The organism is Caballeronia sp. DA-9 (assembly GCF_051615025.1).
Taxonomy (GTDB): domain Bacteria; phylum Pseudomonadota; class Gammaproteobacteria; order Burkholderiales; family Burkholderiaceae; genus Caballeronia; species Caballeronia sordidicola.
On sequence record NZ_CP195131.1, the window covers coordinates 985,299 to 1,011,496 of the forward strand.

The following is a 26,198-nucleotide window of genomic DNA, read 5'->3' on the forward strand; positions in this document are numbered from 1 at the left end:
TTCATGGGGAATCGTCACGCAATGGCATCGATCGAGCTTCCCGTTCAAACACTTGATGCGCCGGTCAAACACCGGCGAAGCACCGCATGGCTGCAGGCAACGCCGCTGACGCTGACCTTTGCGCTGTTCTTCGTCGTGCCGCTGATTATCACGTTGATTGTGAGCTTCTGGGACTTCAACGAGTACCAGATCATCCCCGCGTTCACGCTCAAGAACTATGCGGCGATTTTCGACGGATGTTCATCGACAACCGATGTTTGCGTGACCTTCAAGACCTATGCGTCGACCCTCAAGTTCTGCGCGATCGTATGGGCCGTCACGCTTTTGATCGGCTTCACGATTGCCTATTTCCTTGCATTCCATGTGCGCTCATCGGGCATGCAGACCGTGCTGTTCCTCGTTTGCACCATACCGTTCTGGACCTCCAATGTGATCCGGATGATTTCGTGGATGCCGCTGCTCGGGCGCAACGGACTCGTGAACCAGGCGCTGATAAGCACGCATATGATCGACCGGCCGCTCGAATGGCTGCTGTACTCGAATTTCTCCGTCGTCCTCGCGTTCGTACATCTTTATACGTTCTTCATGATCGTTCCAATCTTCAATGCAATGATGCGCATAGACCGGTCCCTGCTCGAGGCCGCACGCGACGCCGGCGCCACCGGCTGGCAAGTCATCCGCGAAGTGGTGCTGCCGTTATCGAAGACGGGAATCGTGATTGGTTCGATCTTCGTGATCACCATCGTCATGGGCGATTTCCTGACCGTGGGTGTGATGGGGGGCCAGCAGATTGCGTCGGTGGGAAAGATCATTCAGGTGCAGACGGGCTATCTGCAGTTTCCCGCAGCCGCCGCCAACGCGATCATCCTGCTCGCCGTGGTGCTCATGATCGTGTGGGCGTTGACCCGCGTAGTCGATATCCGCAAGGAGCTGTGACATGGCGGCGATCCGTCTCAGACACCGCGAGCGCAGGCCTGCCAGTTTCTATTGGCTTGCGCTCGTGTTCGCATTGTTCGTGCTGTTTCTCTACGGCCCCGTCATCACCATTTTCATTTTGTCATTCCAGGGACCGGAGGGCGGTCTCACCTTCCCCATGCGCGGTGTGTCATTGCACTGGTTCGAAGTGCTGCGCCAGGGCGTTGGAGACATCGACATCTGGGCTGCGTTCGGACGTTCAGTGCGTCTCGCCGCCGTGGTGACTGTCTTGACGGTGCTGTTCTCCGTTGCTGCGGGACTCGCGTTTCGCAAGCGCTTTCGGGGTGATACCGCGGTGTTCTATGTATCGGTTGCAAGCCTGATCATGCCTTCGATCATTGTCTCGCTGGGCATTGGACTCACGTTCCGGCTACTCGATAACGGCGTCAAATATCTCGCCACGCTCATGGGGCACGAATCTTTCGTCGACAACTACACCACCTCGATGGGTCTTTATACATCAGCGCTCGGCGCGCATCTCACGTGGACTCTGCCCTTCGGCTTGCTCGTGATGTTCGCCGTCTTCAATCGATTCAACCCGGCGTACGAAGAAGCAGCGCGCGACCTTGGCGCATCGCCGTGGCAAAGTTTCAGGCACGTCGTGTTGCCGATCATCGGGCCGTCGGTGATTGGCGTGGGCATGTTCGGCTTTACGTTGTCCTGGGACGAGATCGCGCGCACCTCGCAGGCAATCGGCGACCAGAACACGTTGCCGCTTGAATTGCAGGGGTTGACGACCTCGGTGACCACGCCGGTTATCTACGCGCTTGGCACCATGACCACCACGTTGTCCTTTACCGTGATGGTGGCTGGACTATGGATGGTGCGCGGGTTGAGCCGCAGACGTTCGCGTGCGCTCGCTCTCGGGCGATGAGGCACGCCGGATGCCTTGCGCGTCGCCTGTCAGTAGGGTTCGCGGGAAATACGTATTGCCTTCGCTGGCGGAACGTTGCGCGCAAGCGCCCGTTCGACGATTGCATCGGCCGTGGCATGGGCCTTGATGCGCATCTGGCGGCGCATGATGCGGTCGACGTTCTTGGGACTGTCGCGGTGAAGCGCCCAGTAAAGCGCGCTCAGCCATCCGACGATCGTCCACCCAAGCAACGCGTTCATGAGTGCGAGAAGCAGCACGTTGCGCCGCCCTCGCCTGTCCGCCACGATCGACGGCGTGAAGTACACAAGCATTGCGACAACAGCAATAAAAGCCTGGACCACTGTTTTTTCGACCATTTTTGCGCTCTCCTTACAGATCGCTTGAACGGGATGGATGCAACCGCCATACGTTGCAATCGAAGATCCGTTCAAGCGAAAATCCAGAATAGTCCTGATGGCGCCCAAGGTCCAAGTCACAAATTTAACCGCCGTAATAATCAGGCGCTATTGAACCTCGCCTGGCCTGCGTTCATACGACCCCGAACCCCGGCTCCTTCACGCCTGTGTGTCTTTCCCGAATGTAGCCACACATCACGCATTACGGCGCGCCTCACAATGGCGCATCGCCGGATCGCACAGCGGGGGACCGAGTATTAGATATTCCGTAATGCACGCGCAAGTAGTCGTATTTAAAAATACACTTTAAAGTTCCGCGACCACGATAAAACAAACCCAGATAATCTAAATTACACCAATTTATAAATCCGTTAAAACACCTTATTTAATCTCATTTTTAAATCCTTCTTTTTCGCCCAAAAAACTTAGCGGCCCCAACCAATGAAGTTGAAGTTTTTCTTAAACCATCCCATATGATCAAAGCAACGCTCCTGTGTGCACGCCCGGGCCGTCACGGACCAAATCCCGGGAAACGAATTTCAATTACTAATAGTGACCAACCTCGCCGTTACCGCAAGATCCAGCTATCTCCCAATCTTTCATCGGACCCTTTATCCAGGCAGGATCGGCACCATTGATTGCCCTCTAAATATCGATAAGAAATTGTTACATAATCAGGAATTAATTACCCCAATCAAATGAGATAACCGGCAAATATCAGGCATCGCGATCGTATTCCTCATATTAATCAAACAATTTCCTGAGGAAATATTTGTGGGATGCGCCGGTGCATTAGAAAATTTTCCCTTTTTCCCCGAAAAAAATTAATTCGTTTGAGCGCTACCGCACATTCCGGGTAGGATTTGCGCCTGCCTTCGATGAAAAAGGTAGAGTTTGCCGGGACAGAACACGGTAATGGCATGTTTTGGGTAAAACGTTTGCGAAAACGTTCCATCCGGCCGATTGACGCGCCTGGACATTCTGGACATTGCTTCCAGAACACCAGCGCCGGGTCATGGCATTCGGTTCGTAGTCCGAACTTAAATACTGTCTTCAGTGGCTATCCCGGGAATTGAAAGAATGAGGTCAAGCATTAAGTTTTTAGTTCTACGAATTATTTGAGCGATATCAGTGCACGGCTTTCAAGTGCTTCATGCCTCCCAAACTGAAATCAACACCATTTTTTTGTCGAGCCTTTTTTCGACATTGGACACAACTCGCCATGTTAAAAAGACGTCAATTTCTAGGTTGCCTCACGGCTTTGAGCGGTAGCTATATGTTGGCTGCGTGCGGCGGTTCCAGCGACGGCGGCAGCGTTTCAGGTGCAGCCGTCAACAGCGCATCGAGTAGCAAAGCGGTTGTCAATGCGGCAGTGAGCAACATGTCAGCGGACGCCACCATGATTCCCCCGGCGTCCTCCATCATCGACGCACAAGGCCGCGTCTGGACCGTATCCAACGGAGTCATCTACCGCGATGGTTCCGTTGTCGGAGTCAACTTCAACGTCGCCTTGCTCCTGTGGTACGGCGGCAGAATGTGGCATACGAACACGTCAGGCCAGTGCTATCTCTGGACCGACGCAGCCGGATGGTTGCAAGCCAGCGACCCGCGCCATGCGAGCGCTGCAATACCGGGCAACTTCTACGGCATGAACGGCCATTGGGATGACCCTTATACTCCGGCTCAGGTCGTCTCCATCTTGAAGGGACTGGGCTGCACGACGTTCCGCGTAGGTTGCACCAATGATCCACAGCAGCTTGCCGCTGTAACGAAATTGGCGGCGGCATTTCAGGCTGCGGGCCTCACCCTCTTTGTGTTGATCAACCAGGGCATGACCGATAACAACGGCAATGTCTTCGGCAGCGAGGACGCTGCCTATAGTCAGGGCTACGCGGTCGCTTCGACTGTTGCGAATACTTTGAAGCAGTATGGCGTGACCATGTACGAATGCGGCAACGAGCTGACCCGCCAGAACTCGACCATTCTGGACTTCACCCAGGCGGGCACCAAAGCGGTTGACTTCAACAATACGAACTGGCCGGCCATGCGAGGCGTGATGCGCGGCATGATCGACGGCGTGAAGTCGGTTCAGTCGAACGCCAAGTGCGGCATCAACTTCTGCGTCGCCGACGTCGGAGCCGCAGATGCGCTGTGGGAAGGCATGCAGCCCGATGGCAGCAGAGGCTATCCGAGAGTCCAATGGGACATCACGACGTGGCACAACTACGAAGTGTATGGCGACATATTCAACATCGGTTCAGACGGTTCGGGTCCGGGATTCGATCTGCCAACCTACTGCAAGGCTCGCTACAACGTGCCTTTCATGATCACGGAATGGAACACGGGTCCCGAGCAGAGTGCGGCTTATCGAGCGAACTACATCACAACCCAATTGGGCGAGTTCTATAACGCCAGAAAGACGCACAACATCCAGTCCGCCATGTATTACGTGCTCGACAGCGGCAACGATACTTATGGCCTGATGGTGAGCGGTGCAACGCTGAACCAGCCGTACAACGCGTTCACAAGCTTCTCGTCGTCCCACCCGGACACCTGAGCGCGCTTCATGACCGGGCACGATACCCTGCGTGCCCGGCCACCATTCAAACGTCCGGATCATGCGGCGTTCGTCACATGCTTTCTCGCACGGTCGCGCGCGTTGTGGCCGTCGCCGCACAACCCGCGTTTTCGGGAAGCGTGGCGAGCGTGCGGTTATCATGGCTGCATTGCGTCGCTTAAACGAACCATTGCTTCATATGAGGAATACCCGCAAGACATTGATAATCGCGGTGCTTCTCGCGGAACTCGCCGTGGGCGCCTATCTTGTGTTTCACAAAGGCGACGAGTCGACGGAAACCCACGCAGCACCGGACGGCTCCACGCTTGAAGAGGAGTCGGACCCCGGATTGAGCGATACGCATGTCACGGCGGGAAGTATCGCTGGCACAGCTTCCGCTGGCAGCGAAGGGGTCGTCGCCAATGCACCCACGCAGTCTACGCAGCCCACGATCGCGAATATCGCGTCAGAGCCCGCTGCGCCTATCGCGAGCATCGCGCCACCGCCGCAACCGGCCACGAAGCCGAATCCGCCGCCCGCGCAAACGCTCGACGCAGCCAACCCGCGCAGCCCATCCACTCCCGCAAGGAGTCCGGCGCAAACAGCGCGTGCCGATATCACGCGCGACAGTACGCGCAGCCACAACCCAAAACCAGCGACATCTGTCGTGACGGATGAGCTTGTCAGGGAGTCCGCCAAGCTGGACCCGGCGTTGCCGCCGCCCGCCCCACTCGTTCATGACGATCCGTCCCGCCGCCGGACAAATCCCGTCGCAGCCGCGATGACCGATAGCCTGGTCAGGGATTCCGCCCGGCTCGATCCTTCACTGCCGCCGCCAAAACGGCCCGGCACGCAGTAACCACACTTGCTTCACGCAGCATTGATCAAGCCTCAAAAGCGATATTCAGGGTCGCTCAGCATCACGCGCTTACTGATGCAATGGCAGTTCGGCACTTCCAAACTGGAGCGCCGCAAGCTGCGCATAAAGCGGCGAGCTGAGAAGCAAATCGGCGTGACGTCCCTGCGCGACAATGCGCCCTTGTTCCATCACCACAATACGATCCGCTTGCTGAACCGTCGCGAGCCGGTGCGCGATGACCAGCGTGGTGCGGTTGTGCGCCGCGTTGTCCAGTGCCTGTTGCACCAGCCGTTCGCTTGCTGCATCGAGCGCGCTGGTTGCCTCGTCGAGCAGCAGGATAGGCGGATTCTTCAGGATCGCCCGGGCAATCGCAATACGTTGCCGCTGCCCGCCGGACAAACGCACGCCGCGCTCGCCAAGAAACGTTTCATAGCCCTGCGGCAATGCTTCGATAAACCCCGCCGCCGCTGCCATCCCAGCCGCCCGCTGTACTTGCGCGAGTGTGGCCTCAGGTGCGCCATAACGGATGTTATCAAGCACGCTGCCTGAAAAGATCACCGATTCCTGCAGCACGACCCCGATTTCCCGGCGCAAGTCGGCGAGCGGCACATCGCGCGCGGAAACGCCGTTGATCAGAATGCCGCCCGTTTGCGGATCGTAAAAGCGCAGAAGCAGTTGAAACAGCGTCGTCTTGCCGGCACCCGATGGCCCGACCAGCGCAACATGCTCGCCTGAACGCACGTTGAGCGTGAGACCCGAAAGTGCCGCAATGCCAGGACGGGACGGATACGAGAAGCTCACGTTGTCAAAGCGGATGCCCTCACCGTGCGCCGGCAGTGCGACCGTCGTCGCGGCCTGCATCACGGGCGAACGTGCCGATAACAATTGCAGAAGCCGCTCGGTGGCGCCGGCGGCCCGCTGCAGGTCGCCCCACACTTCGGCGAGCGCGCCCACCGCACCGGCCGTGAACACCGCATAGAGGATGAACTGGGACAACTGCCCCGCAGTCATGCGCCCGGCCAACACTGCCTGCGCGCCGAGCCAAAGCACGAATACGATCGCGGTGAACACCAGCACGATCACCGCCGCCGTCAACCATGCACGCGCCCGGATGCGCCTGAGCGCGGTTTCAAAAGCCAGTTCCACCGCGCCGCCAAAGCGCCGCGTCTCGAACGGTTCTTGCGCGTACGATTGCACTGTGGGCATGGCATTGAGCACTTCGCCCGCCAGCGCGCTCGCGTTGGCAATCTTGTCCTGGCTCGCGCGCGAAAGCCGCCGCACACGACGGCCAAAGATGAGAATGGGCGCAATCACCACGACCAACGTGCCGATGATGTAACCCGACAACACCGGACTCGTCACCGCGAGCATCGCCACGCCGCCGGTGAGCAGGAAGAAGTTGCGCAATCCCATCGACAGGCTGGTTCCTACTACCGTCTGGATCAGCGTGGTGTCGGCCGTGAGCCGCGACAGCACTTCCCCACTTTGCGTGGTCTCGAAGAACTGTGGGCTCATGCCGAGCATGTGGTCGTAGACCGCGCGCCGAAGGTCGGCCGTGACGCGCTCGCCCAGCCATGACACCAGATAAAAGCGCAACGCCGTGGCGCCGGCCAGTACCAGCGAAACAATGAACAACGCAAAAAAATAACGGTCGATATGCGCCCGGTTGCCTCCGGCGAAGCCCCGGTCGATCAGATATTTGAACGCCACCGGCAACGCCAGGGTAGCGCCTGCCGACGTTATCAGCGCGAGGAACGCGAGCGCCCAACGCCCGGCGTAGGGACGCAGGAACGGTAGCAGCGCGAACAGCGGTTCGACCGCTTTCGAAGGCGGCGCGGGCTCCGGCGGCAACAAAGCGTGTGACATGAGGGTCCCGGGTGAAGCGAAGGTCCGTTGATTGTGCCAGCCCGGCGGGATTGTCTATTCCGCTGCTGCCGGCAAACGGAAATGCTGCGCGCGCAGCGTGACATGCGCGAACACGAACGCCGTAATGGCCGCGAGGGCGATGCAAATCACCATCGGCTTCGGCGCGCCGTTTGTCACAAGCCCCGAGAGCGCCATCACGGCCGCGCCGACCACGAACTGCAACGCGCCCATCAATGCCGACGCCGTGCCCGCGATCGCGCCGTGATGTTCGAGCGACAACACCGCGGACGTAGGCATGACGAGTCCCAGGAACCCATAGCCGATAAACAGGAACAGCATCATCAGCGGCAGGCTGTCTGCGCCCGCGACGAACAACACGGCGAGGATCGCCATCGAAAGTGCGAAGCCCGAGACCGAGACGCGAATCACGCGCGGCAGTCCGTACTTCGCGGTAAAGCGCGCCGTGAACTGGCTGACGCCGAAAAACGCGGCCGCATTGAGCGCGAAGCAGAGGCTGAACATGGTCGGCGTCAACCCGTAATGATCGATGATCACAAACGACGCGTTCGCCAGATAGACGAAAAACGACGCCATGCCAAACGCGCCAACGAGTGTCAGCCCGAGAAACGAAGGGTCCGTCATCAGCTTGCGATAACCCGCGAATGCGCTGGCCCAGGAACTATCGGCGCGATGATGCGCTTCGCGCGTCTCCTCCAGTTGCGTGGCGGCAAGCAGGAACGCGATACCGCCCGCAACCGTCAGCGCCCAGAACACCCCACGCCAGCCAAACGCCGCGATGATGATACTGCCCGTCAGCGGCGCAAGGATGGGCGATATGCTCACGACCAGCATCAGCAGCGACATCAGACGCGTGGCGTCGTGCCCCGTGTACAGGTCGCGCACGACCGCCCGCGGCACGACCATGCCCGCGCACGCGCCGAGCGCCTGCAGCACGCGAAAGCCGATCAGCACGTGCACGTCCGGTGCAAACGCGCAGCCCACGCTGCCGGCTGTGAAGATCGCGAGACCGGCATAGATCGGCAGCTTGCGCCCGAACATGTCGGCAAGCGGACCGTAGACGAGCTGGCAGACTCCGAGCGTGACGAAAAACATCATCAGGCTCAGCTGCACTTCGGCGGGGGTTGCATGGAGCGCGCCGCCTATGGACGGCAGCGCGGGAAGATACATGTCGATGGCAAACGGGCCAACGGCGGTGATGAGGCCCAGCACGATGGCTAGCTGCAGGAAACGTCGGTTCATGAGGATCGGTTCAACAATGGAAAATCCCGGGGCGCGTGCGTGACCCGGGGTTGATCGTGGTTCGCGGTTCGTGATGCCGTAGAGCGCGCGCGTCGTCCCGCGTACTTGAATCGGGCCGCCCAAAGTTGCGACGTTACAGTGAAATTGGAATCCGCGCAGTGCAGTCAACAGGATGGCCGGCCGTGCTCACGGCTACTCGCCGGCAGATTGTATGGAATAGAACGATCGGGCGAAGCGTTGTTATTTCCGGGAGCCGGCATGACAGGCAACCGCCCCGGCGTGCGGGAGTCAATCGCTCAAGGGGAAACGAACATACCCACAGCAGGAGTTCACACGATGTCCGAGAACACACCTGTCGATGTCACCCCTGCCTGCCGCAAAGTGCGGCCAGGCTCCGCGCGCGCCGGAAAACAAAAACTGCTTTACGCGGAAGGCATATCGGCGCAAACCGTCGGGTCAAGGCATATTCACATGCAGCTTGCGACACTCCCGCCCATGATCCGCGCCCGAGCGCACAAACACGAGGCGCACGAAACCGCGATCTACGTGATCAGCGGCGAGTCCGGCGTCTGGTATGGGGAGAACCTGCAGCATCACGAAACGGTGGCAGCGGGCGAATTTTTCTATATCCCGGCGAATGTTCCGCACGTGCCATATAACCCGAGCAGCACCGAGCCGTGCGTCACGGTCATTGCCCGTACCGACCCGAACGACCAGGAAAGCGTGATGTTATTGCCGGAGCTTGACGACGTCCATCGTTGAGACATGGGACGAGTATCGGCACTGCCTCCTAGCAGACTGCCCCACGCATGGCTTCCAACATGACACACACGCGCGAGAAGACTTAGCAGACTTCTTCGATCTGGCGCACGCGCGGCAGCATCCGGTCGAATTCGCGCTTGACGATGCCGTAGCATTCGCACGCGCGCGCTTCCAGACCCGCACGATCGAGCACCTTGATGCAACCGCGGCTGTGATGGATCAGGCCGTCATCGTGAAGCTTTCCTGCCGCTTCGGTCACGCCTTCGCGACGTACGCCGAGCATGTCGGCAATCATCTGCTGCGTGACCTGCAACTGGTCCGTGGGCGTCCGGTCGATCTCGATCAACAACCAGCGGCACAACTGCTTGCTGAGCGAATGATGACGGTTGCACGCCGCGGTCTGCGCCACTTGCGTGAGCAGTGCTTGCATATAAAGCAGCATCAGGCGGCGCAGGAAGTCGGAACGGCCGAACTGCTCGCGCAAGGCGGACGCGCTCATGCGATAAGCGAAGCCCGGGCATTGAACCTGGACGCGGGTCGGCATGGTATCGCCACCGGTCAGCACCGGAACGCCGGTCATGCCTTCGCGGCCGATCGCGGCTATTTCCACGGAGCCGCCGTCTTCCATCGTGTGAAGGAGCGAAATGATGGCTGTCGTCGGGAAATAGACGTGGTGAATGCGCTGTCCCGAATCGCAGAGCAACTGCTCCGTACGAAGCTGAACCAGTTCCAGGTGAGGCGTAAGCGCCTGCCATTCGTGCGCGGGAAGCGCGCCCAACAGATGGTTGCCGTGCAAATCGGACTGAAGGGTCAACATGATGTTCTTCTCTTTATATTCTTGCGCTATGCGCCGTACTTTTATTCCGGTCAATTCCGCGCCTTCCTGATGCATCTGACGGCATCCATTTGAAACGCGGTTCTCGACCAGCCCCGAAGCGCATTCGTCAAAGTCGTTTGATTGTTTTTAACTGTCGACCGTAACGAGCGCTGTACCACATACATAGCGAGGACCGTGCCAATAGGTGTCAAACCCAATGCCATCAAGGAAGCGAAAGGGATAGGCCATACCGAACATTGGAGGCAAAAAGATTTTTGTTTCAGTTATGAACAAATCAGCGGAGACCGGCGGTTATCCGTACGATTAATCCCCGTAGCTCTTTTGTCTGCCAAATGTCTTGCCAAAGGCCCATCGCGGTTCGAAAAATCTTCCGGAAGGGCCTGTTTGATCGCGGAATCCTTGGCGCGAGAGGCCATTCCCAGCCAACTTCCGAAAATGATTCAAAACTGTTCCACCTATCCCGCGCCTCCTTGGCGAAGCGGACCTTTTCGGGCGTCCCGAAGCCGACGCCGCAAGGCGAGCCACCAGAAAATCATGCGTGCCATGGCCGCGCCGAACGCTGGCGGCACGCGCGGCCACGATCAGAAAACGTTGCGTTATTGGCGCAAGGGGGCGTTTTCCTGTCATTGCGCCCAGCTTCAGCCGGTTTTTTTCGTTGCCTTACCCTTGCCGCTCGCGCCCAGTTCAATCCAGACCGGCGCGTGATCGCTCGCACGAGGGCGGTCCCGCACCCAGCGGTCAACGCCCGCGCCCCGTAGCCTTGGCGCGAGATCCGCACTGAGCAGCACGTGGTCGATGCGCAGGCCCGAATTGGTTTTCCAGTGTTCGCGAAAATAGTCCCAGAACGTGTAGATGCGTTCGTCGGGGTGCGTCGCGCGCAGCGCGTCGGTCCAGCCTTGTTCGAGGAGACGCGCATAGCAGGCACGGCTTTCGGGCTGCAGCAACGCGTCTTTCTTCCAAGAGCGGGTGTTGTAGATGTCTTCATCGGTAGGAATGACGTTGAAGTCGCCCGCCAGCACCACCGGATGCCCACTTGCGTAAAGCGTGGCCGCATATTCGATCAGCCGCTCGAACCACGCGAGCTTGTAGTCGAATTTCGGTCCGGGTTGCGGATTGCCATTGGGCAAATAAAGACATCCGATCAACATGCCGCCGACCGCCGCCTCTATATAGCGGCTGTGGGTATCGTCCTTGTCTCCTGGCAGGCCGCGCCGGCTTTCGAGCGGATCGCCGCCCTTTGCAAGGATCGCCACCCCGTTCCACGATGCCTGCCCGTACCAGATCGCGCCGTACCCGGCCGCACGGATCTCGTCGATGGGAAAGGCCGCGTCCTGCGCCTTGAGCTCCTGCATGCAGACAACGTCCGGGGATTCGCGCTCGAGCCATTCAAGCAGCGCGGCAAGGCGCGAACGAATGCCGTTGATGTTGAACGTTGCGATTTTCACGCTGGCGCCTCCCGTATGAAGTGGCTGGATCCAGGCGACGTCACGCAATCTTCAGGCCTTCAATGCAGACCTCCAGCGCAGACTTTCAGATCAAGCCGGATTCGGGTATTTCGTCTCGATGGCTTTCACGAGCGCGTGCAATACGCGATTGGCCGGCGTGGCAATGCCATGCGCTTCGCCCAGACGCACGATCAGTCCGTTCAAGTGGTCGATTTCCGTCGGCTTCGAACGCGCCACATCCTGAGCCGTCGATGAAAACTGCGTCGGCATGGTTTCGGCGATCATGCGCACGGACGCATCGACATCGCCGGGAATGGTGACGTTTTCCGCCCGCGCGACCGCGAGACACTCTCCGACGATATCGCGCATTGAAGCCTGCACGCCCGCGTTTTCCGCGAGGCGTCCATAAGGCAGTTGCGTGATCGCGGAGAGCGCGTTGTACGCGCAGTTCAGGATCAGCTTGGCCCAGAGGGCGCCGGTCACGTTGGGGGAAATTTCAGTGGGAATCTGTGCATCGATCAGCGTGCGGGCGACGCTCTCGCTTGCGCTCGATGGCTCGATCACCAGGTCGCCGCGTCCGTGATGGCGGACGTGCCCGGGACCTTCCATGCCGGCTGCCACGTAGACCACGGCCGCGGCCACTTCCTGCGCCACGATCTTGCGCACGCGGCCGGCGTTGTCGACGCCGTTTTGCAATACCAGCACTAGCGCGTCGTCCGCGAGATACGGTTTGATTTCGGCAGCGGCGCTTTCCGTATCGGTGGACTTCACGCAAAACAGCACCAGTGCCGCACCTTTGACCGCGCTTGCTTGCGTGCTCGCGGCCACACGCACGTGTTCATCAAAACGCAGGGTCTGCATGCGCAGCCCGTCACGCGTGATCGCCTCGACATGATTCGGACGGCCGATCAGCGTCACCTCGTGTCCCGCGCGCGCCAGCATGCCACCGTAGTAACAACCGACCGCACCCGCACCCATCACCGCTACTTTCATTTTCGTCACTCACCTGGTCGAGATCGATGTAGTTTGCCCGCGTCTCGCGAATCGCCGCTTGAAGCATGGGCAACGCCTTTTGCAGTTCGCATGTATTCGTGGGGGATTTTCCCATAACGCGATGCAGGCGGCCCGCCGGTTCCGGTTGCGCCACCGGTCGCGTTTCACTTAATCGGATTAGCATAGGCCTGCAACCAAAAACGGAGACAAACACAGATGAGCCAATACCACTCGATGTCATGCCCGTGCTGCGGGATCGAACAACGCGGCCTCGACCGGCGAGGTTTCTTGCGACTGGGCGTGGGCGCCGCAGCAGCGCTGGCGCTTACGCCGCAACTGGCCCGCGCGCAAAGCGTCCCCGAGATTGCTTTCGATTCCATTCCAAACCCCGTCCGTCTTCCCCGCGACGTCTATTTTGGCGAATGCTCCGGCGTCGCACTCAATTCGCACGGCCATATCTTCGTGCTGTCGCGCGGTAACACGAGCGGACCCGCATACGCCGCCGCGGCAGCCCAGCTCCTTGAATTCGCCCCGGATGGCCGGTTCGTCCGCGAGATCGGCCGCAACCTTTACGCGTGGTCGTTCGCACATAGCGTGAAGGTCGATAAACAGGACAACATCTGGGTCACTGACAAGGGCTCGGACATGGTCATCAAGTTCACGCCGGACGGCCGCGTGGCGATGGTGTTCGGCCGCAAGCAGGAAGCCGCCGACGAGGAAACGGGTCCTCTCAAGCATCCGAACCCGCCGCTTCCCGCGGAGCCGGGCCGGTTCCGCCAGGTCACCGATGTCGCGTGGGACGCCGCCGGCAACACCTACATCAGCGATGGCTACATCAATTCACGCGTGGCGAAGGTCGACCGCGACGGCAACTGGCTCAAGTCGTGGGGTGAACGCGGCACGGGTCCCGGCCAGTTCCACACGCCGCACAGCATTGCGCTCGATGCCGAAGGGCTCGTGTATGTGGCGGACCGAAGCAACCGTAGAATCCAGGTGTTCGACGGCGAAGGCAATTTCCAGAGGCAGTTCACCATCGATGTCCCCGTGCCGCCGGGCGCGCGTGCGGCAATTGGCTATGCGCCGGATGAAGCGGCCATTGCCGCCGGGACGTTTGCGCCCGGCTCGCCTTGGGCGATCTGTATATCGCCGGGTCCCAATCCGGTCTTGTACAGCGCGGACGCTTTCCCCGGACGCATCTACAAGATGACGCTCGACGGCAAATTGCTCGGCGTGCTGGGTGAATCGGGCAAACAGCTCAAGCAGTTCGGCTGGATTCACCAGATGGCGTGTCCGTCGGAGAACGCGCTTTTCGTCGCCGAACTGCTTAACTGGCGCGTGCAGAAGCTGGTTTTGCACGCGTGAGCACGGAGCCGTGGACGCAACGTCATCAATCGAAATACCCTCGATGGTCCACGGTTAAAACCAAGGTGTCCCGCATTTCTGTGGAACGCCTTGGCACAACCCTCCCTGAGGAAATCCATCTTTACTTCAGGTCCTCGCCGGACCTGATGCAAAGGGTTCGTGCCGCCTCTCATCCCCCGTTGGTAACAATGTGCAATGTTCCAGTAACCCGATCGATGTCAACGATTGATACGATCTGGAATTGAGCCAGCGCCCGTTGACAACCAATTGCATGCACAAAGTAAATACTTCGTAATGCATATCGTATTGCTTATGTAATCCCGATACCCCGCGAAAATCGATTCCACGGCCTGTGCCAATCCGCTACGAATCAGACGCCGTAATCTCGATTGAACCCGTGCGTAATATTTTTGAGATGTTGCCAAGGTCTTTATGACGCCATCCGATCAAAGTATCGAATCCCCGAAGCCGCGCAAGCGCTCATCTGTGTTGCGAATCGTGCTGGCAGTGTTACTTCTTGCTGTGATCGTGGTCGTGATCGTCCACTTGCTCGGCAGGAAAAAAGCCCCGCGACCCGCGCCGCCGCAAGTCGTGAGCGTGGCCACTGCGACCCTGGGTTCGATGCCGGAAATCCTGAGCGAACTGGGCACGGTGACGCCCACGGCGACTGTCACCGTGCTGCCGCAACTGAGCGGTTACCTGACAGCGGTCGGATATCACGAGGGGCAGGATGTCCAGAAGGGACAGTTCCTCGCCCAGATCGATCCGCGCCAATACGAGATCGACAAGCAGCAAGCCGAGGCGACACTCGCCAAGGACCGCGCTTCGCTCGCGCAGGCGCGCGCCGACCTCGCCCGCTTCACGCAATTGAACGAGCGCAAGTCGATTGCCGAGCAGACCTTCGCCGACCAGCAGTTCCTCGTGCAACAGGACGAAGCAGCGGTCAAGGTGGATCTCGCGAACATCGCGCAATTCGACCTTGACCTCGCTTATTGCCATATCACAGCACCGGTGTCCGGGCGCGTCGGCCTGCGTCTCGTCGATCCGGGCAATTACGTCACGGCTTCGTCGTCGCCGGGTATCGTGGTCATCACCACCACGAAGCCCACCACGGTCCAATTCACGGTGCCGCAGGATTCGCTGGCGAACGTGCTGCAACGCATGAACGGTGGCACCCGCTTGCCCGTGACCGCGTATAGCAGCGACAACTCGCGGGAGATCGCCACCGGCACGCTCTACGCCGTCAGCAACCAGATGGCGACAAGCACGGGAACAGTCACCTTGCGGGCAACCTTCGCCAATGAGGACGAAGCGTTGTTCCCAAGCGAGTTCGTGAACGTGAAACTGCTGGTAGATACGCTTCAAAACGCCGTGCTGGTGCCTACGCCGGCGGTGCAAAGCGGTGCGCCGGGCGACTATGTCTATCTCGTGAACGCCAACAACACCGTTTCCGTGCACAAGGTCACGCTCGGCCCGAGCGACGGCAGGAACACGGTGATCACGTCGGGACTTTCGGCGGGCAATATCGTAGTGACCGACGGCACCGACCGGCTCAGCGACGGCGCGAAAATCCAGGCGGCCGCAGCGAAGCCCGCATCCGGCGGCGACAGTGCCGCAACGCCGGCAAGCGGCTCTCAGGCACAGCATCGGCAGGCCCGCGGCGCAGCGTCCGCAGCGCAAGCTGCTTCGTAGAAGCGGACCCACGCGCCGATGAACATTTCCCGCCTGTTTATTCTCAGACCCGTAGCCACGCTGCTGCTGATGATCGCCCTCGTGCTGGTGGGCATTGTCGCCGTGCGCGTGTTGCCGGTTTCCTCGCTGCCCAACGTCGACTATCCGACCATCCAGGTGCAAACCTTCTATCCGGGTGCGAGCCCGGACGTGATGGCGACGACCGTCACCGCGCCGCTCGAAGTGCAACTGGGCGAGATTCCCGGCTTGCAGCAGATGACGTCCTACAGCTCGGACGGCGCTTCGGTCATCACCTTGCAGTTCGACTTGTCGCTGAACCTCGATATTGCCGAGCAGAACGTCCAGCAGGCCATCAACGCGGCCAACAGCTTCCTGCCGAGCGGCCTGCCGGCGCCGCCGACCTATGCCAAGGTCAATCCGGCCGACCAGCCGATCCTGACGCTCGCGGTCACCTCCACGTCGATGTCGCTCACGCAACTCGAAGACGCCGCCAACAACCGTCTCGGCACGAAGATCTCGGAAGTGTCGGGCGTGGGTGTCGTCACCACCAGCGGCGGCAATGTCCCTGCCATTCGCGTGGAAGCGGACCCTCAGAAACTGGCCGCGTACGGACTGAACCTCGACGACCTGCGCACGCTGCTCAGCTACGTCAACGTCAGCCAGCCCAAGGGCAACTTCGACGGCCCGGATCTGGACTACACCATCAACGGCAACGACCAGATCACCGATCCGAAGGACTACCTGAACACGGTCGTCGCGTATCAGAACGGCGCGCCGGTATTCATGCGCGACGTCGCCAAGGTGACCCAGGCGCCCCAGGACGTGGAGCGCGGCGCGTGGTACAACGGCACGCCGGCAATCGTGCTCAACGTGCAGCGCCAGCCGGGCGCGAACGTGATCGCGACCGTCAACCAGATCATGAAGCAGTTGCCGCAGCTCGAATCCACGCTGCCAGCCGGCATGAAGGTCACGGTTGTGTCGGACAGCACGGGCGTGATCCGTTCGTCCGTATCCGACGCCGCGTTCGAACTCGTGCTTGCCATCGTGCTGGTGGTCGCCGTGATCTTCGTGTTCTTGCGCAACGTGCCGGCCACCATCATTCCGAGCATTTCGGTGCCGGTCTCGCTGATCGGCACGCTGGCAGTGATGTATCAGTTGAACTACTCCATCGATAACCTCTCGCTGATGGCGCTGATCATCGCCACCGGCTTCGTGGTCGATGACTCGATTGTGATGATCGAGAACATTGTGCGGTATCTGGAGGAAGGCAAGACGCCGCTGGAAGCCGCGCTCGAAGGCGCGGGGCAGATCGGCTTCACCATTCTCTCGCTGACCATCTCGCTGATCGCGGTGCTGATTCCCCTGCTCTTCATGGGCGGCGTTATTGGCCGCCTGTTCAGCGAGTTCGCGGTGACGCTCGCGGTCACCATCGTGCTGTCGGCGGTGGTGTCGCTCACCGTGGTGCCCATGCTCTGCGCGCGGTTGTTGCGCGCGCAGGCCGAACGCCACCCGAGCCGCTTCGAGCGCATCAGCGAAGGCCTGTTCGATAAAACCCTCGCGGCGTATGAACGGGGCCTGCGCTGGGTACTCGATCACCAGATCCTCACGCTGATGGTGGCGATCGGAACGGTTGTACTGACCGGCGTGCTGTACGTGGTGATCCCGAAGGGCCTCTTTCCGACGCAGGACGTCGGTGTGATCGAGGGTATCAGCGTGGCCGACAACTCGGTGTCCTACAAGGCGATGGTCACGCGCCAGCGGGCGCTCGCCGACGCGATCCTGAAAGATCCCGATGTCACGTCGCTCACTTCCTACGTGGGTATCGACGGCACGAATTCCACGCTGAACAATGGCCGCTTCCTGATCAACCTGCGCGATCGCGACAAGCGTTCGGACACGGCGCAGGAAATCGCGCGGCGTTTGCAGCAGGAAGTCGCCAACGTATCGGGCATCAAGCTTTATATGCAGCCTGAGCAGGACCTGACGCTCGACACCACGGTCTCGCCGAACCAGTACAGCTTCGTGCTGCGCGGGCCGAACCAGCAGGCGTTCCAGAAGTACGTCCCGGAACTGATCGCGCGCCTGAAGCAGATTCCGTCTCTCGCCGACGTTCAAAGCGACATGAACACCGACGGCATGAGCGTGAACGTGGAGGTCAACCGGCAACTGGCCGCGCGTTTCGGCATCACGCCGGCGACCATCGATAACGCGCTGTACGACGCCCTCGGCCAGCGCATTGTCTCGACCATCTTCCAGCAGTCGGATCAGTACCGGGTGATTCTCGTGGCGAGACCTGAGTCGTTGCCCACCGTCGGATCGATAGGCGATCTCTACCTGCCAAGCCAGACGAGCAGCACGGGGCAAGTGCCGCTCTCGGCCATCGCGAAGATCCAGATCACCAAGTCTGCGCTCGTGATCAGTCATCTGGCGCAGTTTCCGGCCGTCACCATCTCGTTCAATCTGGCGCCGGGCGCGTCCCTGAGCACGGCGGTCAACCGCATTCACGAAGCCGAACAGGCGGTCAAGCTGCCGCCGTCGATTACGTCGTCGCTGCAAGGCGCGGCGCAGGCGTTCCAGGATTCGCTCTCGAGCGAGGTGTATCTGCTGATCGCCGCGCTGGTCGCCGTGTATATCGTGCTCGGCGTGCTTTATGAAAGCTTCATTCATCCGGTGACGATTCTCTCCACGTTGCCATCGGCGGGAATTGGCGCGTTGCTTGCGTTGATGATCGCGGGCAGCGACCTGGATGTGATCGGCATTATCGGGATCGTGCTGCTGATCGGCATTGTGAAAAAGAACGCCATCATGATGGTGGACTTCGCGCTCGACGCCGAACGCAACCACGGCAAATCCGCGCGCGATGCGATCTTCGAGGCGTCGCTGCTGCGCTTCCGGCCCATCCTGATGACAACGCTCGCAGCCATGCTCGGCGCATTGCCCATGCTGCTCGGCAGCGGCACGGGGTCGGAACTGCGCCGGCCGCTCGGGCTTGCGATCATCGGCGGATTGACGCTGAGCCAGATGCTCACGCTCTTCACCACGCCGGTGATTTACCTGTTCTTCGACCGCATGGCGACGCGTGTGCAGAGCCGGCGCAATCGCCGGAGCAGCCTGCCTGACACGCCGACGGAGCAGGCGCCGTGAACATCTCGGCGTTATTCATCCGGCGCCCGGTCGCGACCACGCTTCTGGCAATCGCGATCCTGATCTCGGGCGCGCTCGCCTATTTCCGGCTGCCGGTCGCGCCGCTGCCGAACATCGCCTTCCCGGTGATCGTGGTGCAGGCCAACATGGCGGGCGCGAGCCCGAACATCATGGCCTCCACGGTGGCCGAACCGCTCGAACGGCGGCTCGGCACGATTGCGGGCGTGGAGGAACTGACGTCGATCAGCTACGTGGGTTCGTCGATGATCGTGGTCGAGTTCGCCTTGAACCGCGACATCAACGGCGCCGCGCGCGATGTGGAGGCGGCCATCCAGGCCGCGCGCGCCGACTTGCCGACCACGCTGCGCGCCAATCCGACGTATCGCCAGTACAACCCGGCGGACTCGCCGATCATGGTGCTCGCGCTGACATCCGACACGCTCACCAAGGCGCAACTCTACGACTCCGCGGATTCGGTGATCCAGCAGCAGCTCTCGCAGGTGAATGGCGTGGGCCAGATCACGCTGGGCGGCGGCGCGTTGCCTTCGGTGCGCGTCGAGTTGCAGCCGGGCAAGCTGAGCAGCTATGGAATCGGCCTGGAAGACGTGCGCGCGGCCATCTCGGCGGCCAACGCGGACAGCGCCAAGGGTCATATCGATCAGGGCGACCAGCGCTACGTGGTCGTGTCCAACGACCAGATCACCAAGGCGGCGCCTTACCGGCAACTCGTGGTCGCATACCGAAACGGCGCGCCGGTGCTGCTAAGCGATGTCGCCCAGGTGCGCGACTCCAACGAGAACATCCGCAACGCCGGGCTCTTCAACGCAAAGTCGGCGATCCTGGTCATTGTCTACCCAATGCCCGGCAGCAACGTCGTCAACACGGTCAGGCAGATCCGGAACGTGCTGCCTTCCATCGAAGCAACGCTGCCGAGCAGCGTTCACGTCAACGTCGCGATCGACCGCTCGGAGTCGGTACGGGCGTCGGTGGGCGACACCGAGCGCACGTTGTTCATTGCCGTGCTGCTGGTGGTGGGGGTAGTGTTCATCTTCCTGCAGTCGCCGCGCGCCACGCTCGTGCCGGCGGTCGCGTTGCCGCTGTCGATCGTGGGCACTTTCGGACCGATGTACCTGCTTGGCTACAGCATCGACAACCTCTCGCTGATGGCGCTGACCATTGGCACGGGTTTCGTGGTGGACGACGCCGTGGTGGTGCTGGAGAACATCGTGCGTCATCTCGAACTCGGGCTCAGTCCAAAAGAAGCCGCATTGAAAGGCAGCGCTGAAGTAGGCTTCACGGTGATTTCCATGAGCCTGTCCCTGATCGCAGTGTTCCTGCCAATCCTGCTGATGCCGGGCATCGTGGGCTTGCTGTTCCATGAGTTCGCTGTCGTGCTTTCGATTGCGATCCTGATCTCGCTCGTGATCTCGCTCACGGTCACGCCGGCCATGTGCGCGTATGTGCTGAGCCGCGAGAACGCCGGACACGCGCAGGCACGCTGGGCGCGCTGGGTCGAAACGCAGTTCGAGCGCTTCAAGAATGCCTACGCGCGTTCGCTCGCGGCCGTGCTCGATCACTCGCTGCTGGTAATCCTGTTGCTGATCGGCTTGCTGATCGCGAACGTGTTCCTGTTCAAGCTCGTGCCCGCCACGTTCTTTCCTGAGCAGGACACGGGCATATTGATCGGGCAGATCATCGCGGACCAGAGCATCTCCTTCCCGGCGATGCAAAAGAAACTCGCCCAGTTGCAGCAGATCGTGCAGAAGGATCCGGCGGTTGCATCGGTCGCCGGATTCACGGGCGGCCGCGCGCTCAACACGGCGAACGTATTCATTGAACTCAAGCCGCTCGCGCAACGCCATGTCACCGCAACCGAAGTGGTCAACCGCCTGCGGCCCAAGCTCAATCAGGTGTCGGGCGCGCGGCTCTTCGTACAGGCGCAGCAGGATCTGCGAATCGGCGGCCGGCAGTCCGCGGCCGAGTACCAGTACACACTGACAAGCGATGACTCCGCCGCGCTGTTCGCCTGGACGCCCAAGCTGGTGACCGCGCTCAACAAGGATCGCAGCGCCCTGCTCGACGTCAACTCGGACCTCCAGCAAAACGGCTTGCAGACTTACGTCAACTTCAACCGCGCGACGGCGGCACGGTACGGTTTTGCACCCAATCAGATCGATAATGTGCTGTACGACGCGTTCGGCCAGCGCACGGTATCGACCATTTACAATGCGCTCAATCAGTACTTCGTGGTGATGGAAGTGGCGCCGGAGTACTGGCAATATCCGCAAACGCTCAAGCAGATTTTCCTGAGCACGGCCGCAGGCAATCCAACCGGCACGCAGCAAACGCAAATGCCGGGCGCGACGGTCAAGGGCGTGACAGGCGCGAGCGCGGTCAGCGCTGCGTCGAGTGCGTCTAGCACGAACTCGCTCAACTCCAATGCGCAAGCCAACGCGACCACCAACAGCATTTCCAACAGCAAGGGCGGCAGTTCGAGCGGCAGTGCAGACAGTACATCGGCCGAGACCATGGTGCCGCTGCCCGCGCTCGCCAGCTACGTGAGCAACCATACGTCGACGCAGGTCAACCATCAGAGCGGGCTGGTCGCCGCGACCATTTCGTTTAACCTGCCGCCTGGCGGATCGTTGAGCAACGCCCAGGAAGCGCTTCAGAACGCGGCTCGCGAGATTGGCATGCCGGCGAGCATCCATGGGGCATTTGCGGGCGCGGCGCAAGCCTACGCCCAGTCGATGGGCACGGTCCCGCTCCTGATCCTCGCCGCGCTCGGCGTGGTGTACATCGTGCTCGGCATACTTTATGAGAGCTCGATTCACCCGCTCACGATCCTGTCGACACTGCCATCGGCCGGGATTGGCGCGACGCTCGCGTTGCTGATTTCCGGCACGCCGTTTTCCGTGATCGCGCTGATCGGCATCATCCTGCTGATCGGCATTGTCAAGAAGAACGGGATCATGATGGTCGATGTGGCGATCCAGATGCAGCGCAATGAAGGCATGGCGGCTCGCGACGCGATTCATGCAGCGGCGGTCGTGCGTCTGCGGCCGATCATGATGACGACCTTCGCGGCTGTCCTTGGCGCGGTGCCGCTTGCCATCGGCATTGGCCAGGGCGCGTCGCTGCGCCAGCCGCTCGGGATCACCGTGATGGGCGGACTGATCGTGAGCCAGCTCTTCACGCTTTACACCACGCCGGTGATCTACCTGTACCTGGACCGGTTGCGTTTCAAGCTCGTCAGATGGTCTTCGGGACTGCCGTGGAACCGGCAAGCCGACACGCTCGGGCAAACGGATACGAAGGCATGAAGATGAAGATTTCCCGCACACCCCTCGCCGCCACGGCGGCCCTGCTGCTCGGCGGCTGCATGGTCGGTCCGGACTATCACCGGCCGCCCGTCAGCGTGCCGGCCACGTTCAGCGAGCTGCCCGGATGGACGCAGGCACACCCGGATGCCGACGGGCCCAAGGGCGCCTGGTGGACCGGCTTCAACGATCCGCTGCTCAATGAACTCGAACCGTTGGTGGAAGTCTCCAACCAGACCGTGCGCCAGGACTATGCCAACTATCAGGAAGCGCTCGCCGAGGTGAAAGTGGCGCGCTCGGGCCTGTTTCCGACCATCGGCGTAACGGGTTCAGCGACACGGCAGCGTAGCGCCACGGGGACGTCGAATGCGAGCTTGAGCCGTGGCCTTGGCAACATCCAGACGGTGAACAACTCGGGCTCGCTGGAAGGCAATGTCAGTTGGGCGCCCGACCTGTGGGGTTCGGTGCGCCGGACGATCGAGCAGAATGCAGCCACTGCGCAGGCGAGCGAAGCGACGCTCGCAAATGCTACGCTTTCCGAACAGATTGCGCTCGCGACCGCCGTGATCGAATTACGAACGAGCGACGCAAATATCGACCTGTTGCAGCAAACTGTGAAGGCGTACCAGCACTATCTACAAGTGGTCTCCGATCAGGACCAGTTTGGCATCGTCCCGCCTTCCGATGTATTGACCGCGCGCAGCCAGCTTGAAAACGCCCAATCAAGCCTGATCGCGCTCGGCGTTTCCCGCGCCCAAGACGCGCATGCAATTGCAGTACTGGTCGGCAAGAACCCGGAAGACCTCGATATTCCGCACAGCACCGCCATGCCAAGCCTGCCGGCAATTCCGGTCGGCGTTCCGTCTACACTGCTGCAGCGCAGGCCCGACATTGCGACTGCCGAGCGCCAGATGGCGTCGCAGAATGCAGCAATCGGCGTGGCGGTGGCGGCGTACTACCCGACGGTATCGCTCTCGGCGCTGGACGGCTTCACCCAGTCGCCGCTGGGCGGCTTGCTTCATGTAGCGAACTACGTGTGGTCGCTTGGCGGCAGCGCGACCGAAACGCTATTCGATGGCGGCGAGCGCAGCGGCGAAGTCGCGGCGGCAAAGGCTGCCTATCAGGCGGCCTTGGCCAACTATCGCGGCACGGTGCTGACTGCGTTCGAGGATGTGGAGAACGACCTGTCCGGTTTGCGCATCCTGGCCGAGCAGTCCGACACACTCGACGGCGCTGTGCGCGACGCCACGCGCGCCGCCGAAATCGCGCTCAACGAATATCAGGCGGGGACCGTGGATTACACCACCGTCGCCACCGCGCTGGCAACGCAGTTGAACAGTCAGCAAACGGCATTGAACGTGCAGGAGTCGCGTCTGCTCGACGCGGCGTCGCTCATTGGCGATCTGGGTGGCGGCTGGTCCGACAGTCTCCTTCACGATGCGCGCAACGCAGAGGTCCCGAAGTAAATAAGGAGCGGAAATCCGCAGACAAATTCCGCACCCATTGGCTAGGCGCTGGCATACGCGAGTACCATATATGTTTATCTACGCCGTCACGAGCCTTGCTGCACCGAGCAAATGCGGTCCTTAATTCAGGCTCTTAGCCATGCCAGAAAATCCACAAAAGTCCGACGCCAACACATCGGCGAATCCGGGGCCGGGCGGCACGCCGTCGGGAAAACCTGAACGCTGGCAGCCGTCCCAGGCAATGCGCCATATCCTGATGGTGATCGTGGGCTTTATCGCTCTGGTTATCGTGTCGAGCGTCGTGCTTTACCACACCGTCATGTATGGCGACGCGATTGAAAACTTCGGCATTGTCATGATGCTGACCGTGCCGGTCATCGCCGCTGTGGCGTTTCGCGTGGCGCTGGATTCCTGGCTGGACCGGGAATGAACGGCTGCGCCCCGGGCGCTTGTTTTCTCATGTGAATGCTTCGAGTAACGCTCACCGCGCCCAGGCGTCGCGGGGGCGCGGTTCGCCCCAGCGAAACCGCTCTAATGAAAATTCACGATATAGGAATAGCGAATCGATATTGGCGTCCGCCGTTTCGATCCACCAATAATCCGGTTTGAAATCCGGACATGGGTGCATCGAAGTTTTCCCTTTTTCATCAGGACGGCAATGAGCAATACTCAAACAACAAGCTCTCCTTACAAATCTGAAAGCAATCCTCAACAATCCGTTAGCGGACCATTGCGGACCGAAGACTGGTGGGCGGTGTGGATCGGTCTCGGGATCATCGTCGTGGCCTACTTGCTGTTTGCCTCAGGCACGAGCATCAAGTGGCTGGCCGTCGCGCCTGCCAAATGGGCCAGCATTGGACAGGCTTCCTCCGACCTCGCGCAGCATCTGCCGAACTACATCGCGCTGTTCCTGCTCTTCGCCATCCTGTTCGGCATCGCGGCCGCGGCGCTGGGTCAACGCGCCACGCAGTTCCTGCCCGGCTTTCTCGCCGTCTTCGTGCTCTCGTTACTGATCTTCGTGGCCGGCGCGTGGGTGAATTCATCGACCTACAACCTTGAGCCGCCCTTGATCGCGCTGGCGCTGGGCCTGATCGTGTCGAACCTGGTGACACTGCCCGCGTGGCTCGTGCCAGCCTTGCGGGTCGAGTTCTATATCAAGGTCGGTATTGTCCTGCTCGGCGCCACGCTGCCTTTCACCTTGCTCGTGTGGGCGGGACCGGTCGCAATCGGACAGGCGACCATCGTCTCGCTGATCACGTTCTTCGTGATCTTCCTGGCCGCTCGCGCGCTCGGACTCGACAAACGATTTGCCGCCGTGCTCGGCGTCGGCGGCGCGGTATGCGGCGTATCTGCGGCCATTGCCATTGCGGGTGCTGTTCGGGCGAAACGTGAACAGGCGTCGGTGGCAATTACGCTTGTGGTGGTCTGGGCCATCGTCATGGTGTTCGCGCTGCCCTTCGCTTCGCGCTCGCTCGGCCTGCCAACGGGCGTGGCGGGCGCGTGGATCGGCACATCCGAATTCGCCGATGCCGCCGGTATCGCCGCCGCGCAAGCCTACGGCGATCTCGCCAGGCACGCTGGAAACGCCATTGCAGGTGCCCCGGAAGCATCGCTGCAGGCGTTCACCCTGATGAAGGTGGTCGGGCGCGACATCTGGATCGGTATCTGGGCTCTTGTACTTGCGATAATCGCGACGACACGCTGGGACCGCGGCGAAGCCGGCGCCGTGAAAACCGAAACGACCGCGAAGGAAATCTGGACGCGTTTCCCGAAGTTCGTGATTGGCTTTCTTATTGCGTCCGCGCTCGTCACGTGGATCGGCAGCCATTATTCCCTCGCGCAATACAGGAGCGTCGTGACGCCCGCTTTCGTTGCGCCCATCACGGCGCTGCGAACCTGGGCGTTCACATTCTGCTTCCTGAGCATTGGATTGACCACACGGCTTGGCCGTCTTTCGGCGACCGGCGCGAAACCCTTTTTGGCGTTCACGGCGGGCGTGGTGGTGAATGTGGTGATCGGTTACTTGCTCTCCGTGCATGTGTTCTCCGCTTACTGGAGCTCGCTCGGTCAATGAACGCAATCGCGGCGCAAACACTAGCCGATAACACCGCAACGCGGCTTTGCCGCAACTGCCGGCATCGAGAGCACGATCGCGCCGCGCTCGAAGCCATGATCCCTGGACTTGGATCGTTCGGCTCCGCGTTCGGCGCGAGTCTCGGTGAATCGCGGCTTTGCCGGCTGCGCGATCAACTGGTGTCTCCACGCGATTCCTGCGCGCAATTTAGTGAACAGTGAGCCGCGCTCGGCGCACGGCGAGTCAATGCCTGCAAGCATGCGCGCTCATAACCTTATGGCGTTTCATTCGTTCAGGTTTGGCTCACGCAGGTATA

The 26,198-nt window shown here is 60.7% G+C and carries 20 protein-coding genes; 13 read left to right on the plus strand and 7 right to left on the minus strand.

Annotated elements, in window-relative coordinates; genetic code table 11:
* Nucleotides 1-21 precede the first annotated feature (21 nt).
* A complete protein-coding gene (locus tag ACRWA7_RS04425) occupies nt 22-936 on the plus strand; it encodes an ABC transporter permease (protein WP_438390229.1) in 915 nt (304 codons plus the stop codon).
* Nucleotide 937: 1 nt separating this feature from the next.
* Nucleotides 938-1,849 carry an ABC transporter permease gene (locus ACRWA7_RS04430; protein ID WP_438390230.1) on the plus strand — a complete coding sequence of 304 codons (912 nt, stop codon included), beginning with the start codon at nt 938-940 and terminating at the stop codon, nt 1,847-1,849.
* 29 nt (nt 1,850-1,878) lie between these two features.
* Here the strand turns inward: ACRWA7_RS04430 and ACRWA7_RS04435 are convergent, their stop codons facing one another.
* Nucleotides 1,879-2,205, minus strand: coding sequence for a superinfection immunity protein (locus ACRWA7_RS04435; protein WP_438390231.1), 327 nt, complete (start codon nt 2,203-2,205; stop codon nt 1,879-1,881).
* A 1,261-nt stretch (nt 2,206-3,466) separates the two neighbouring features.
* On the opposite strand from ACRWA7_RS04435, the gene ACRWA7_RS04440 reads away from it, so the two are divergent.
* Together ACRWA7_RS04440 and ACRWA7_RS04445 are read left to right on the plus strand one after the other, a co-directional pair.
* Nucleotides 3,467-4,801, plus strand: a complete 1,335-nt coding sequence (locus ACRWA7_RS04440) for a cellulase family glycosylhydrolase (protein WP_438390232.1) — start codon at nt 3,467-3,469, stop codon at nt 4,799-4,801.
* A gap of 199 nt (nt 4,802-5,000) precedes the next feature.
* The gene (locus ACRWA7_RS04445; RefSeq protein WP_438390233.1) at nt 5,001-5,660 is read left to right on the plus strand and encodes a hypothetical protein; all 660 of its coding nucleotides are present in this window, start codon (nt 5,001-5,003) and stop codon (nt 5,658-5,660) included.
* 69 nt (nt 5,661-5,729) lie between these two features.
* Here the strand turns inward: ACRWA7_RS04445 and ACRWA7_RS04450 are convergent, their stop codons facing one another.
* Nucleotides 5,730-7,526: an ABC transporter transmembrane domain-containing protein gene (locus ACRWA7_RS04450; protein WP_438390234.1), complete on the minus strand. Its 1,797-nt coding sequence runs from the start codon at nt 7,524-7,526 to the stop codon at nt 5,730-5,732.
* A gap of 54 nt (nt 7,527-7,580) precedes the next feature.
* Nucleotides 7,581-8,786 carry a multidrug effflux MFS transporter gene (locus ACRWA7_RS04455; RefSeq protein WP_438390235.1) on the minus strand — a complete coding sequence of 402 codons (1,206 nt, stop codon included), beginning with the start codon at nt 8,784-8,786 and terminating at the stop codon, nt 7,581-7,583.
* Nucleotides 8,787-9,122: 336 nt separating this feature from the next.
* Here ACRWA7_RS04455 and ACRWA7_RS04460 point away from each other — a divergent pair, with 336 nt between their 5' ends.
* Complete coding sequence (locus ACRWA7_RS04460) at nt 9,123-9,548, plus strand: cupin domain-containing protein (protein WP_060857416.1); 426 nt, start codon at nt 9,123-9,125, stop codon at nt 9,546-9,548.
* An 82-nt stretch (nt 9,549-9,630) separates the two neighbouring features.
* Here ACRWA7_RS04460 and ACRWA7_RS04465 read toward each other — a convergent pair whose 3' ends face one another.
* The 3 genes from ACRWA7_RS04465 to ACRWA7_RS04475 form a co-directional block, all read right to left on the minus strand.
* A complete protein-coding gene (locus ACRWA7_RS04465; RefSeq protein WP_060857417.1) occupies nt 9,631-10,365 on the minus strand; it encodes a Crp/Fnr family transcriptional regulator in 735 nt (244 codons plus the stop codon).
* A 659-nt stretch (nt 10,366-11,024) separates the two neighbouring features.
* Entirely contained in the window at nt 11,025-11,831 is an 807-nt protein-coding gene (gene xth / locus ACRWA7_RS04470) for an exodeoxyribonuclease III (RefSeq protein ID WP_438390236.1), read from the minus strand.
* A 90-nt stretch (nt 11,832-11,921) separates the two neighbouring features.
* The gene (locus ACRWA7_RS04475; RefSeq protein WP_438390237.1) at nt 11,922-12,824 is read right to left on the minus strand and encodes a ketopantoate reductase family protein; all 903 of its coding nucleotides are present in this window, start codon (nt 12,822-12,824) and stop codon (nt 11,922-11,924) included.
* 216 nt (nt 12,825-13,040) lie between these two features.
* Here ACRWA7_RS04475 and ACRWA7_RS04480 point away from each other — a divergent pair, with 216 nt between their 5' ends.
* From ACRWA7_RS04480 to ACRWA7_RS04505, 6 genes are all read left to right on the plus strand, one after another.
* Nucleotides 13,041-14,186: a peptidyl-alpha-hydroxyglycine alpha-amidating lyase family protein gene (locus ACRWA7_RS04480; protein ID WP_438390238.1), complete on the plus strand. Its 1,146-nt coding sequence runs from the start codon at nt 13,041-13,043 to the stop codon at nt 14,184-14,186.
* Nucleotides 14,187-14,618: 432 nt separating this feature from the next.
* Nucleotides 14,619-15,878 carry an efflux RND transporter periplasmic adaptor subunit gene (locus ACRWA7_RS04485; protein ID WP_438390239.1) on the plus strand — a complete coding sequence of 420 codons (1,260 nt, stop codon included), beginning with the start codon at nt 14,619-14,621 and terminating at the stop codon, nt 15,876-15,878.
* An 18-nt stretch (nt 15,879-15,896) separates the two neighbouring features.
* Nucleotides 15,897-19,022 (plus strand): efflux RND transporter permease subunit, encoded by a 3,126-nt coding sequence (locus ACRWA7_RS04490; protein ID WP_438390240.1) that lies wholly within the window; start codon nt 15,897-15,899, stop codon nt 19,020-19,022.
* Entirely contained in the window at nt 19,019-22,345 is a 3,327-nt protein-coding gene (locus ACRWA7_RS04495) for an efflux RND transporter permease subunit (RefSeq protein WP_438390241.1), read from the plus strand. The genes ACRWA7_RS04490 and ACRWA7_RS04495 overlap by 4 nt, the downstream gene beginning before the upstream one ends.
* Nucleotides 22,346-22,347: 2 nt before the next feature.
* On the plus strand, nt 22,348-23,808 hold the full coding sequence (locus tag ACRWA7_RS04500) for an efflux transporter outer membrane subunit (protein ID WP_060857419.1): 1,461 nt from the start codon (nt 22,348-22,350) through the stop codon (nt 23,806-23,808).
* 139 nt (nt 23,809-23,947) lie between these two features.
* Nucleotides 23,948-24,238, plus strand: a complete 291-nt coding sequence (locus ACRWA7_RS04505) for a hypothetical protein (protein WP_438390242.1) — start codon at nt 23,948-23,950, stop codon at nt 24,236-24,238.
* Between the two features lie 51 nt (nt 24,239-24,289).
* On the opposite strand, the gene ACRWA7_RS04510 is transcribed toward ACRWA7_RS04505, so the two are convergent.
* Entirely contained in the window at nt 24,290-24,481 is a 192-nt protein-coding gene (locus ACRWA7_RS04510; protein ID WP_438391062.1) for a hypothetical protein, read from the minus strand.
* Here ACRWA7_RS04510 and ACRWA7_RS04515 point away from each other — a divergent pair.
* Together ACRWA7_RS04515 and ACRWA7_RS04520 are read left to right on the plus strand one after the other, a co-directional pair.
* A complete protein-coding gene (locus tag ACRWA7_RS04515) occupies nt 24,467-25,882 on the plus strand; it encodes a YeiH family protein (RefSeq protein WP_438390243.1) in 1,416 nt (471 codons plus the stop codon). The two genes, ACRWA7_RS04510 and ACRWA7_RS04515, sit on opposite strands and share 15 nt — an antisense overlap.
* Nucleotides 25,879-26,103 carry a hypothetical protein gene (locus ACRWA7_RS04520; protein WP_075643317.1) on the plus strand — a complete coding sequence of 75 codons (225 nt, stop codon included), beginning with the start codon at nt 25,879-25,881 and terminating at the stop codon, nt 26,101-26,103. Before ACRWA7_RS04515 ends, ACRWA7_RS04520 begins: the two co-directional genes overlap by 4 nt.
* Nucleotides 26,104-26,198: the final 95 nt, after the last annotated feature.

Excerpts from the sequence above, each read along its gene's own strand:
- ACRWA7_RS04425 (WP_438390229.1), top strand. The coding sequence starts at position 22 with ATGGCATCGATCGAGCTTCCCGTTCAAACACTTGATGCGCCGGTCAAA.
- ACRWA7_RS04430 (WP_438390230.1), top strand. The coding sequence starts at position 938 with ATGGCGGCGATCCGTCTCAGACACCGCGAGCGCAGGCCTGCCAGTTTC.
- ACRWA7_RS04435 (WP_438390231.1), bottom strand. The coding sequence starts at position 2,205 with ATGGTCGAAAAAACAGTGGTCCAGGCTTTTATTGCTGTTGTCGCAATG.
- ACRWA7_RS04440 (WP_438390232.1), top strand. The coding sequence starts at position 3,467 with ATGTTAAAAAGACGTCAATTTCTAGGTTGCCTCACGGCTTTGAGCGGT.
- ACRWA7_RS04445 (WP_438390233.1), top strand. The coding sequence starts at position 5,001 with ATGAGGAATACCCGCAAGACATTGATAATCGCGGTGCTTCTCGCGGAA.
- ACRWA7_RS04450 (WP_438390234.1), bottom strand. The coding sequence starts at position 7,526 with ATGTCACACGCTTTGTTGCCGCCGGAGCCCGCGCCGCCTTCGAAAGCG.
- ACRWA7_RS04455 (WP_438390235.1), bottom strand. The coding sequence starts at position 8,786 with ATGAACCGACGTTTCCTGCAGCTAGCCATCGTGCTGGGCCTCATCACC.
- ACRWA7_RS04460 (WP_060857416.1), top strand. The coding sequence starts at position 9,123 with ATGTCCGAGAACACACCTGTCGATGTCACCCCTGCCTGCCGCAAAGTG.
- ACRWA7_RS04465 (WP_060857417.1), bottom strand. The coding sequence starts at position 10,365 with ATGTTGACCCTTCAGTCCGATTTGCACGGCAACCATCTGTTGGGCGCG.
- ACRWA7_RS04475 (WP_438390237.1), bottom strand. The coding sequence starts at position 12,824 with ATGAAAGTAGCGGTGATGGGTGCGGGTGCGGTCGGTTGTTACTACGGT.
- ACRWA7_RS04480 (WP_438390238.1), top strand. The coding sequence starts at position 13,041 with ATGAGCCAATACCACTCGATGTCATGCCCGTGCTGCGGGATCGAACAA.
- ACRWA7_RS04485 (WP_438390239.1), top strand. The coding sequence starts at position 14,619 with ATGACGCCATCCGATCAAAGTATCGAATCCCCGAAGCCGCGCAAGCGC.
- ACRWA7_RS04490 (WP_438390240.1), top strand. The coding sequence starts at position 15,897 with ATGAACATTTCCCGCCTGTTTATTCTCAGACCCGTAGCCACGCTGCTG.
- ACRWA7_RS04500 (WP_060857419.1), top strand. The coding sequence starts at position 22,348 with ATGAAGATTTCCCGCACACCCCTCGCCGCCACGGCGGCCCTGCTGCTC.
- ACRWA7_RS04505 (WP_438390242.1), top strand. The coding sequence starts at position 23,948 with ATGCCAGAAAATCCACAAAAGTCCGACGCCAACACATCGGCGAATCCG.
- ACRWA7_RS04515 (WP_438390243.1), top strand. The coding sequence starts at position 24,467 with ATGAGCAATACTCAAACAACAAGCTCTCCTTACAAATCTGAAAGCAAT.
- ACRWA7_RS04520 (WP_075643317.1), top strand. The coding sequence starts at position 25,879 with ATGAACGCAATCGCGGCGCAAACACTAGCCGATAACACCGCAACGCGG.